The sequence below is a fragment of the Corynebacterium sp. Marseille-P3884 genome (genome assembly GCF_017942225.1).
Taxonomy (GTDB): domain Bacteria; phylum Actinomycetota; class Actinomycetes; order Mycobacteriales; family Mycobacteriaceae; genus Corynebacterium.
In genome coordinates, this window is record NZ_JAGKSD010000008.1 from 123,448 (window position 1) to 133,376 (window position 9,929).

General features: G+C 61.3%; 12 protein-coding genes. All 12 read right to left on the reverse strand.

Annotated features, from left to right (window positions below):
- Positions 1 to 30: 30 nt before the first annotated feature.
- Positions 31 to 951 (reverse strand): tRNA pseudouridine(38-40) synthase TruA, encoded by a 921-nt coding sequence (truA, locus tag J5Y21_RS06770; RefSeq protein ID WP_246875025.1) that lies wholly within the window; start codon positions 949 to 951, stop codon positions 31 to 33.
- Positions 952 to 1,172: 221 nt separating this feature from the next.
- Positions 1,173 to 1,886 (reverse strand): hypothetical protein, encoded by a 714-nt coding sequence (locus J5Y21_RS06775; protein ID WP_210573894.1) that lies wholly within the window; start codon positions 1,884 to 1,886, stop codon positions 1,173 to 1,175.
- Positions 1,887 to 2,031: 145 nt separating this feature from the next.
- Positions 2,032 to 2,619 carry a 50S ribosomal protein L17 gene (gene rplQ, locus J5Y21_RS06780; RefSeq protein WP_210573896.1) on the reverse strand — a complete coding sequence of 196 codons (588 nt, stop codon included), beginning with the start codon at positions 2,617 to 2,619 and terminating at the stop codon, positions 2,032 to 2,034.
- 50 nt (positions 2,620 to 2,669) lie between these two features.
- Entirely contained in the window at positions 2,670 to 3,683 is a 1,014-nt protein-coding gene (locus J5Y21_RS06785) for a DNA-directed RNA polymerase subunit alpha (protein ID WP_210573898.1), read from the reverse strand.
- Between the two features lie 147 nt (positions 3,684 to 3,830).
- Positions 3,831 to 4,436, reverse strand: a complete 606-nt coding sequence (rpsD, locus tag J5Y21_RS06790; RefSeq protein ID WP_210573899.1) for a 30S ribosomal protein S4 — start codon at positions 4,434 to 4,436, stop codon at positions 3,831 to 3,833.
- 30 nt (positions 4,437 to 4,466) lie between these two features.
- Positions 4,467 to 4,874: a 30S ribosomal protein S11 gene (gene rpsK / locus J5Y21_RS06795; protein WP_210573900.1), complete on the reverse strand. Its 408-nt coding sequence runs from the start codon at positions 4,872 to 4,874 to the stop codon at positions 4,467 to 4,469.
- A gap of 3 nt (positions 4,875 to 4,877) precedes the next feature.
- Positions 4,878 to 5,246, reverse strand: coding sequence for a 30S ribosomal protein S13 (gene rpsM, locus J5Y21_RS06800; protein ID WP_005286639.1), 369 nt, complete (start codon positions 5,244 to 5,246; stop codon positions 4,878 to 4,880).
- A gap of 255 nt (positions 5,247 to 5,501) precedes the next feature.
- The gene (gene infA, locus J5Y21_RS06805; protein ID WP_076599143.1) at positions 5,502 to 5,720 is read right to left on the reverse strand and encodes a translation initiation factor IF-1; all 219 of its coding nucleotides are present in this window, start codon (positions 5,718 to 5,720) and stop codon (positions 5,502 to 5,504) included.
- A gap of 190 nt (positions 5,721 to 5,910) precedes the next feature.
- On the reverse strand, positions 5,911 to 6,720 hold the full coding sequence (locus J5Y21_RS06810) for a L,D-transpeptidase (RefSeq protein WP_210573901.1): 810 nt from the start codon (positions 6,718 to 6,720) through the stop codon (positions 5,911 to 5,913).
- 62 nt (positions 6,721 to 6,782) lie between these two features.
- On the reverse strand, positions 6,783 to 7,580 hold the full coding sequence (gene map, locus J5Y21_RS06815) for a type I methionyl aminopeptidase (protein WP_210573902.1): 798 nt from the start codon (positions 7,578 to 7,580) through the stop codon (positions 6,783 to 6,785).
- Positions 7,581 to 7,655: 75 nt separating this feature from the next.
- Complete coding sequence (locus J5Y21_RS06820; RefSeq protein WP_210573904.1) at positions 7,656 to 8,201, reverse strand: adenylate kinase; 546 nt, start codon at positions 8,199 to 8,201, stop codon at positions 7,656 to 7,658.
- Entirely contained in the window at positions 8,201 to 9,535 is a 1,335-nt protein-coding gene (gene secY, locus J5Y21_RS06825; RefSeq protein ID WP_210573906.1) for a preprotein translocase subunit SecY, read from the reverse strand. Before secY ends, J5Y21_RS06820 begins: the two co-directional genes overlap by 1 nt.
- Positions 9,536 to 9,929 lie beyond the last annotated feature (394 nt).

A 9,929-nucleotide genomic window follows, 5' to 3' on the forward strand; every position in this document is an offset into this window, starting at 1 on the left:
ACTCTTTCGGACGATTCCTGCCCAAGCAGTTTATTCCGTTGCCCGGGGTGACTCGGAGTGCACCTCCGAAGCGTCGCGCCGGTCGCGCGTCACCGCCGCGCGAGCTGCGAGTTCGTCATCCGCCGGATAGTCGACGCGCATCAAGGTCAACCCGTTTGCGGGTGCCAGGCTCACCGCCGGCGAGCGTTCTTTCGCCCCCAACAGTGCGGCGGCCCAGTCGTCGTCACGCTTGCCGGAACCGACGTCGAGACAGGTCGCCACGAGCGCGCGGACCATGTGCCAACAGAACGCGTCGGCGACAATGACCGCTTCGAAGAGTTCCGGTTCCTCGTCGGTGGAGATGTCACGCCATTCGAAGGAGCGGACTTCTCGGATCGTGGTGGCGTGCGGGCGCGCTTTGCAGAATGCGGCGAAATCATGCAGCCCCACCACCGCATTCGCGAACTGCTGCGCGGCGTCGAGGTCCACTTTCTTCGGCCACACGGCGGTGTCGCGCACGCGCAGAGGCAATGCCCCGCCGTCCGCGGTGGTCACCCGGTAGCGGTAGGTGCGCGTCAACGCGGAGAAGCGCGCGTCGAAGCCGTCGGGCGCGGCGGACACGGCCGAAACACGCACATCAGGCTCAAGCAATTTCGCTAATCGACGCACCAACCGCCCCGGATCCCCCTCAATCGACCTCTGGTCCAGCGATGCCACCGGGATATCCGCATGCGCCACCTGACCGGAGGCGTGCACCCCCGCATCCGTCCGGCCCGCCACGGTCAGCTCCACCGGGTAGCGCAGGATCAAGCTCAAGGCGTTCTCAAGCACGCCCTGCACCGTGCGGAGCTCCTCCCCGCCGGCTGGTGTCTGGCGCGCCCAGCCGTGAAAATCGGTTCCGTCGTAGGCCACATCGAACCGCAGACGCACCATCTCTTCCCCGTGTGATGCGCGTATGCCTGTGTCAGTCATACCTTCAGAATAAATGGCCCGAAATAGGCAGGTTCACCGGGGGAGACAGGATTTTGAGAAGTCTCGCAACCTTGGCCCGAACGCAAATCGATCTTGCCTAGAACGGGGCTGCGGATGAGAAATTCTTTTACTTTCTCTATAATAGAGGCCGTGGAACTGCCCTGCCGGCTTCGGCACAGCAGTTCGGGCCCCGTTGTTTGCTACTAGCGCGCGGGGTCCATTCATATTTGTGGGTCAAACTCATAGACAAGCGTACTGCCAGCTAAATATCGGTCGAAACAAGCGCCAAGGGAAGTCGACGGCAAAACCCGCTTGTGCCGGTATGCCATTCCCACGATGTCTGGTACCCAAAGCGCTACCTCGTCGTACGGCGACACCCATGCCCGCTGAAGATTCGGTATCTCGCCACGTCTCCTCATTGCTTTGAGGAACGCTTTATCACGATCATTTTCTTCATTCGACTGGCGTTTCTCGAAAACTACGCCTTGCAAATCTGGGTCATGGTTCAGGAACCTCTTGAACGCCTGCTTCAAGCATTCGCGCCGCGCGAACTCTTCTGGACTGGTCCTCTTCTTCGAGTTTGTTTGGGCGGGGACATTCGGATCAATGGCTGTCTGACACGTGACAAATGAAATGTCCTCATTTTCAGAAAGATATTCCAGCAACTCTGTGTACTTTTTCCTCCCTGACGCAGTCCTCAACGCCTCAGTCGTATGCCAATACGGCCGCGGCTTCCCGAAAAAATCGTCCACGATTTCAACAAGATCTTCACGGAGGGTGGAGAGCTCATCTCTCCGATAGAGAGTCGCGGTGAGCGCGTAAAAAGACTTTCCTTCATCTTTTAAAGCGGTGTAGGTCTCGTCGACGAACGCAATCTTTGCTTCGCCAGAACAGTCGTAAACGCGAATAAGTGACGGATGCGACTCTCTGCCCACGGAAGCCCCCTTCCCCTCGATTCGGTAAGTCAGAAGGTAGCATTCGAGCTGAACACACGTTTGAGCTGTAGGAAGCTACGAATAAACGCCCGCTCCCCTTTCAACAAGGGAGCGGGCGTTTAGCGCTTACAGGCGCGAGAAGGTCTTACTTCTCGTCCTCGGCGGTCTCCTGGACCTCCGGAGCTTCAGCGGTGTCCTCGGCGACGGCCTCGTCGTTGGACTCAGCGTCAGCCGGTGCCTCAGCCTTGGTCTCCTCAGCCTCAGCCGGGGTCTCCTCAGCCTTCTCGTCGGCCTCGGCAGCAGCTGCCTCAGCCTCGGCGGCCTTCTCCTTGGAGGCGGCGGCGCGTGCAGCGCGGTTCGCCTCGGAAGCCACGGTCTCCTCGAGAACGAGGGAGATGTTGACCATCGGAGCGTTGTCGCCCTTGCGGTTCTCGAGCTTGATGGTGCGGGTGTAGCCACCTGCACGGTTCTCGAACTTGGGGGCGAGCTCATCGAACAGGTACGCGGTGACGTCCTTGTTCGGGATGTCCTTGGCCACGGCGCGGCGGTCAGCGACCGAACCGGACTTGGCCTTGGTGATGATCTTCTCTGCGTACGGGCGCAGAACCTTGGCCTTGGCCTCGGTGGTCTTGATGGAGCCGTTCACGAACAGCTGGCTGGCCAGGTTGGACAGAATGTGCTTCTGGTGGCTAGCCGAACCGCCGAGACGCGGGCCCTTCTTCGGGGTAGGCATTGTTGTACTCCTCGTGTTGTTTGTGTCAGTGCGCTTTGTTTACTCGGCGTTTACTCAGCGTCATCCATGGCGCCGTCGACGAAGTCGCCGGTCTCAGCGTCGTAGCCCTCGAGCTGGGTCGGATCGAAGTCTTCCGGGGCGTCCTTGAGGGTCAGGCCCAGGGAAGCAAGCTTGATCTTGACCTCGTTGATGGACTTCTGGCCGAAGTTGCGGATATCCAGCAGGTCCGATTCGGTGCACTCAGCGAGCTCTCCGACGGTGTGGATCTCCTGGCGCTTCAGGCAGTTGTACGAACGCACGGAGAAGTTCAGGTCCTCGATCGGCATGTTGTACGCGGCGATGTACTCCGTCTCCTGCGGGGACGGGCCGATCTCGATGCCCTCGGCGGCGGTGTTCAGCTCGCGTGCGAGGCCGAACAGCTCGACGAGGGTGGAGCCTGCGGACGCGAGGGCGTCGCGGGCGGTCATGGAGTTCTTGGTCTCCACGTCGATGATCAGCTTGTCAAAGTCGGTACGCTGCTCAACACGCGTCGCCTCAACCTTGTAGGAGACCTTCAGCACCGGCGAGTAGATCTGGTCGACCGGGATACGGCCGATCTCGCCGCCGGAGTTGGTCATCGCCGGAACGTAGCCGCGGCCACGCTCGACAACGAGTTCCATCTCCAGGCGCGCCTGCTCGTTGAGCGAGGCGATGTGCAGGTCCGGGTTGTGCACGGTGACGTCAGCCGGCAGATCGATGTCTGCGCCGGTGACCTCACCCGGGCCTTCCTTGGACAGGTACATGACCACCGGCTCGTCGGAGTCGGAGGACAGGACCAGGTTCTTCACGTTGAGGATGATCTCAGAGACGTTCTCTTTGACACCGTTGATCGTGGTGAACTCGTGGAGCACACCGTCGATCTTGATGGAGGTCACGGCTGCGCCCGGGATGGACGACAGCAGCGTGCGGCGCAGAGAGTTGCCGAGGGTGTAGCCGAAACCAGGCTCGAGCGGCTCGATGACGAACTTCGAACGGTTGGTGTCGATGTATTCCTCGGTGAGCTGAGGACGCTGTGAGATGAGCATGAACTTCTCCTTCCGGCGACCGCTATATGACGCCGTAGAGGGTGCCAGCGAGGTGAGTCGCCGACACGGATGACAGTTGAAAGGGCGCCGTCGATAAGCAATTGCTTGTCGACGCCCCGAAGTACCGCAATGCGCGGAACTTCTACTTTACTTCGAGTAAAGCTCGACGATGAGCTGCTCCTGCAGCGGCACGTCGATCTGAGCGCGCTCGGGCAGCTGGTGCACGAGGATGCGCAGGGTCTCCGGAACGACCTGGAGCCACGCCGGAACGACAGAGTCGACCAGTGCGTCCTGGGCCTCTTCGAACCAGAGCATGCCGCGGGACTTTTCGCGCACGTCAATGATGTCGTACTGGGTCACGCGGTGGGACGGCACGTTGGTCTTCTTGCCGTTGACCATGAAGTGACCGTGGGAGACGAGCTGACGAGCCTGACGGCGGGTACGCGCCAGACCAGCGCGGTACACGACGTTGTCCAGACGGGACTCCAGCAGGATGAGCAGGTTGTCGCCGGTCTTGCCCGGGAGGCGGTTAGCCTCCTCGTAGTAGCGGCGGAACTGCTTCTCCATCACACCGTAGGTGTAACGGGCCTTCTGCTTCTCCTGGAGCTGCAGCAGGTACTCAGATTCCTTGATGCGAGCGCGGCCAGCCTGCCCCGGAGGGTAGGGACGACGCTCGAACGACATATCGCCGCCGACCAGGTCGACGCGCAGGCGGCGAGACTTACGGGTAGCAGGGCCGGTATAACGAGCCATGATGTATTACCTCTTTTCCTTTCTCACCAGTTAAACGCGACGACGCTTCGGCGGACGGCAACCGTTGAACGGCTGCGGCGTCACGTCGGAGATCGAGGACACCTCCAGGCCGGCGGCCTGGATGGAACGGATAGCGGTCTCGCGGCCGGAGCCCGGACCCTTGACGAAAACGTCGACCTTCTTCATGCCGTGGTCCATTGCCTTGCGGGCAGCGTTCTCGGCAGCCATCTGAGCGGCGAACGGGGTGGACTTACGGGAGCCCTTGAAGCCGACGTGGCCGGAGGACGCCCAGGAAATCACAGCGCCGTTCGGGTCCGTGATGGACACGATGGTGTTGTTGAAGGTGGACTTGATGTACGCGTGGCCAGCGGCCACATTCTTCTTGGCTACGCGGCGACCGGAGCGGCGCGCAGCAGCGGAGCGAGTCTTCGGTGGCATAGGTTACTTCTTCTTTCCTGCGATGGTCTTCTTCGGTCCCTTGCGGGTACGCGCGTTGGTCTTGGTGCGCTGGCCGCGGACCGGGAGTCCACGACGGTGGCGCAGGCCCTGGTAAGAGCCAATTTCGATCTTGCGGCGGATGTCAGCCTGAACTTCGCGGCGAAGGTCACCCTCGACCTTCCAGGAGTTCTCGATGACATCACGAAGAGCGGCGACCTGATCGTCGGTCAGGTTGTCGGTGCGCAGGTCCGGAGAGATGCCCGTCTTCTCGAGCAGCTCCTTGGAACGGGCCGGGCCAATTCCGTAGATGTAGGTAAGTGCGACCTCCATGCGCTTGTTGCGCGGCAGGTCGACACCAGCTAGACGTGCCATGTGGTACGTGCCTTTCGGGTTGTTTCGGTGGTTTTCTCCCCACTCGTCCACGCCACGCGGCACTTGTGTCCGGTCCGAACCGGACTATTGGGCCGTGATTCACGTGGCTCCAGCCACCGCAGCCGGAGGTTGCATGGAATGCCTCGTCGTACGTCGATGTACGGCGAGCGCGATCCGAGAGTAAGGAGGCTTCAGGTCAGTTGCGACTGACTCACAACGCCTTTGTTCCCCTACAAGGGAATTCTCGGGGGAGAATTACTTGTAGCGGTAGACGATACGTCCGCGTTCCAGGTCGTACGGGGACAGTTCCACGACGACGCGGTCCTCGGGGAGGATGCGGATGTAGTGCTGACGCATCTTGCCGCTGATATGCGCGAGAACCTCGTGCCCGTTGTCGAGTTCGACACGGAACATCGCGTTCTTCAAGGGCTCGATAATGCGACCCTCGACCTCGATTGCGCCTTCTTTAGCCATACACTCCGCTTTCCCGGCACCATGCAAAACTGCTGGTGCCTTACGTATTTGAGTCAATTGCTTGTAGTGCGCTGGGGAATTCCCCGCACACCACCGATTCACTCTAGCCATCTACCTGCGGAAAAGCAAAATCCTCCCAGGCCCCGGTTCATGCGGGGCCTGGGAGGAGGAGTTCGACTCCAGTTCCGTCTTAGAAGACGTGGACCTGGTCGCCGATGCGCAGGGTGTTGAAGTAGGTCTGCGCGTCGCCGCGGTACATGCGGATGCAGCCGGCGGACTTGATCGACGGGTCGCCCTGGTGGAACGCGATGCCGTTGTTGGTGAAGTAGGTCGCGAACGGCATCGGGGCGTTATTGAACTCGTAGGAGATCTCGTCCTTGATCTTGCGGTTGACGTAGTGGAAGCCCTTCGGGGTCTCCTGCCCCGGCTTACCGGACGCCATGCGGACCGGACCGTAGGTGATCTTGCCGTTTTCCTGCAGCCAGGTGCGCTGGTTCTTCAGATCGACGCATGCGCGTGCCGACGGTGCGCAGCCCTGCGGCTGCTGCGGCTTGGGTGCCGGCTTCGGCTTCGGAGCGGGCTTGGGTGCCGGCTTCGGTTTCGGCTTCGGCTTGGGCTTCGGGGTATGTTCAGCGATCAGGCCCGGAGCGATGGCCTCGACGAGGCGGTCGATGCCCTCGTGGAGCTGCTTCTCCTGTGCCTTATTGCCGCCCGAAATTGCGGAGGCATTGGCACGCAGGGCGTTGCGTGCGTCCCACACCGCGTTGCGGGCATCAGTCGTGATCGTCATCGACGCAGCCTGCAGAGACTTCTCCGCCTGCTGGAGGAACGGGGAGTTGCTCGATGCCGAGGACAGAGACGGAGCAGCCGGTGCGGCATCAGCCGTGGCCGGTGACACGACGAGCGCGGCAGCAATGCCGGCACCTGCGAGCAGGGAGCCCGCACGGCGGACGAAGCGGGAGGTGGTCGTTTCTTTGGCGTGGCGCGGGGAAGTGAACATGGTGGAAAGTATAACCCTCTTCAAGTAAAAACCGGGATTGATGCCATCAAGCAGCGCGGCGTTTACCCCTCCCGAGGGGTGAGAATGCGCGGGCCGTGGGCTGTGGCGGCGACAGTGTGCTCCCAATGGGAGGCCGGCGAACCGTCCGCCGAGACCACGGTCCATTCGTCGTCAAGCACGTCGGAGTCGGTCTCGCCGCCGAGGATCAGCATCGGTTCGATCGCCAGCACGGAGCCTTCCGCAATGCGCGGGCCACGGCCGGGGCGGCCCTCATTGTGCAGGTACGGGTCCTCGTGCATCTCGCGGCCAATTCCGTGCCCGCCATAGCCGTCGAGAATGCCGAGCTTGATGCCGTATTCAGCTTCAGCTTCGCGGGTGGCGCGCTCGAGGGCATGGGAGACGTCGGTAAGCCGGTTGCCGGGAACCATCGCTTGGAGTCCGACGTGCAGCACCTGCTCGGTTGCGCGATTGAGCTTATCGACGTCTGCTGCCAGCTGCCCCACCCCGAAGCTCCACGCCGAATCACCGACCCATCCGTCTAGAGTGGCGCCGCAGTCGATGGAGACCAGATCCCCCTCTTTGAGCACGACCTTGGCACTGGGAATGCCGTGGACCACGACCTCATTCACCGAAGAGCAAATGCTGCCCGGAAAACCTCCGTAGCCCTTGAATGTCGGAATCGCACCGTGATCGCGGATCACCTGCTCCGCCACCGCATCCAGATCAGCGGTTGTGGCACCGGGTCGCGCCGCCTTGCGCACTTCCACAAGCGCGGCACCGACGATGCGTCCCGCTTCTTCCATCGCGTCGAGCTCCCCCGGCGTTTTCGCCGGAATGGTCTTCTTGCGGCCGAACAACATGAGCGATTTCCTCCAAACAAAAGAAAGCGCTGGCCCAGCACAGGCCAGCGCGAAACGTTGTGAAACGCGGGGTGGTTACTTACCCAGCTGCTCCATAGCGCGGGCGTTGACCTCGTCGACGTCGCCCTCGGCGTCGATGTTGATGATCGCATCGCCGTAGTGGTCGATCAGCGGAGCCGTCTCATCGCGGTAGACCTGCAGACGGGTGCGGATGGTGTCCTCGTTGTCATCTGCGCGGCCGCGGGCCAGCATGCGCTCGACCACGACGTCTTCGTTGATCTTGAAGTTGAGCACGCCGTCGAGCTTCTGCTCGTTGCGGGCCAGCAGTTCCTGGAGGATCTCGGCCTGCTCAACGGTGCGCGGGAAGCCGTCTAGAAGCCAGCCGTTCGCCGCGTCTTCCTCGTTCAGGCGCTCCTCCACCATGCGTGCGGTGACGTCAGTGGGGACGAGCTTGCCAGCATCGATGTACTCCTTCGCCTCCTTGCCCAGCGGAGTTCCTTCACCGATATTCGCGCGGAACAGATCGCCCGTGGAGATATGCGGAATGTTCAGCTTCTCCGAGAGAATCGCTGCCTGGGTGCCTTTGCCGGCACCGGGAGGGCCGAGGAGAACGAGACGCATTATTTCAACAGTCCTTCGTAGTTGGATTGCAGTAGCTGAGATTCAATTTGCTTCACCGTGGTAAGCGCCACGGAGACCATAATCAGGATAGCCGTGCCGCCGAACGCGGACATCGTTCCGCCCCCGCCGCCGCTGCCGCCGATGCCGAGGTCCAGGGCGATATTCGGCAGAATCGCAATCAGGCCGAGGTAGATCGCACCGACGAACAGCAGGCGGTTCATCACGAAGGAGAGGTACTCCGCCGTCGGGCGGCCCGGGCGGATACCCGGGATGAAGCCACCGTACTTCTTCATGTTCTCTGCCTGCTCGTACGGATCGTACTGGATGGAGACGTAGAAGTAGGCGAAGAAGATGATCAGAACGAAGTACGTCAGGATGTACTGCCAGGACGCCGGGTTCTGCAGCCACGCCATGACGGTGGACATCCACCAGTTATCCGGCGGGGTCGGCTTGTTGGAGTTGATGATCTGGGTGATCAGCACAGGCACGTACATCAGGGAGGACGCGAAGATCACCGGGATAACGCCGGCCTGGTTGACCTTCAGCGGCAGGTAGGTGGAGGTGCCACCGTACTGACGACGGCCCACCATGCGCTTTGCGTACTGCACCGGGATGCGGCGCTGGCCTTGCTCGATGAAGACGATGCCCACGACCAACAGGATCACAGCGGCGATCACGACGCCGAAAACGACCGGGCCGGACTGACGGAAAATATTCGCGCCGTCGGTCGGCAGACGCGTCGCAATACCCGCGAAGATCAGCAGGGACATACCGTTGCCGACGCCCTTTTCGGTGATGATCTCACCGAGCCACATGATGAGCACAGCACCAGACGTCATGACGATGACCATCATCGCCAGCGTCCACAGGTTGCGGTCCTCCACTAGGACGGGCACGCCCTGGCCCAGGAGCTGCTCGCGGTCAGCCAGGGCCACGATGCCCGAGGACTGCAGCAGAGCCAGCGCCACGGTGAGATAACGCGTGTACTGCGTCATCTTCGCCTGGCCGGACTGGCCCTCCTTCTTCAGCTCCTCGAAGCGCGGGATCACCACGGTGAGCAGCTGCACGATGATCGACGCCGTGATGTACGGCATGATGCCGATAGCGAAGATCGATAGCTGCAGCAGTGCGCCACCGGAGAAGAGGCTAATCACCGAGAAGATGTTGCTTTCATCTCCCTGGGTGAGCGCGTTGAGACGCTCCGCGATGATTCCGTAGTCAACTCCCGGGGTCGGGATCTGTGCACCGATGCGGTAGAGAACGATCAGCGCAATGGTGATGAGAATCTTCTTGCGCAGATCGGCATCCTTGAACGCCTGAACAATGGCTGACACGTGGCCTCCTGGCTCCAACCGCCCTGCAGCCGGGGCCGCAGATGGTCTCTGTGGCTGCGCGGTAGGTAGCGGACAGTAGATAACGTACGTTGATGCCTGGTCCGGCTACCCGACGTCCCGCCTAGGCGGACCCGCCGGATAAACGGTAGACATATTTTGACTCGTCCACCCTACCAGGTGGGTATGCGAAACCACGATTCCCCCGGCAAGCTTCCGTTTATGAGGGTCCGGAAAAGAGAAAACTCCCCGCCCGAGCAGTGCGTGAGCTGAACTGCTCCCCATTAGTTGGACTGAGAAATCAGTTACCGACCAGTGGGGAGTAGTTTTCATTGAGAGCACGAAGTTCGCTAAGTGAGCGGCAGCGCGAGCAGTTGGTGGAGTGTTTCGAGCAAGG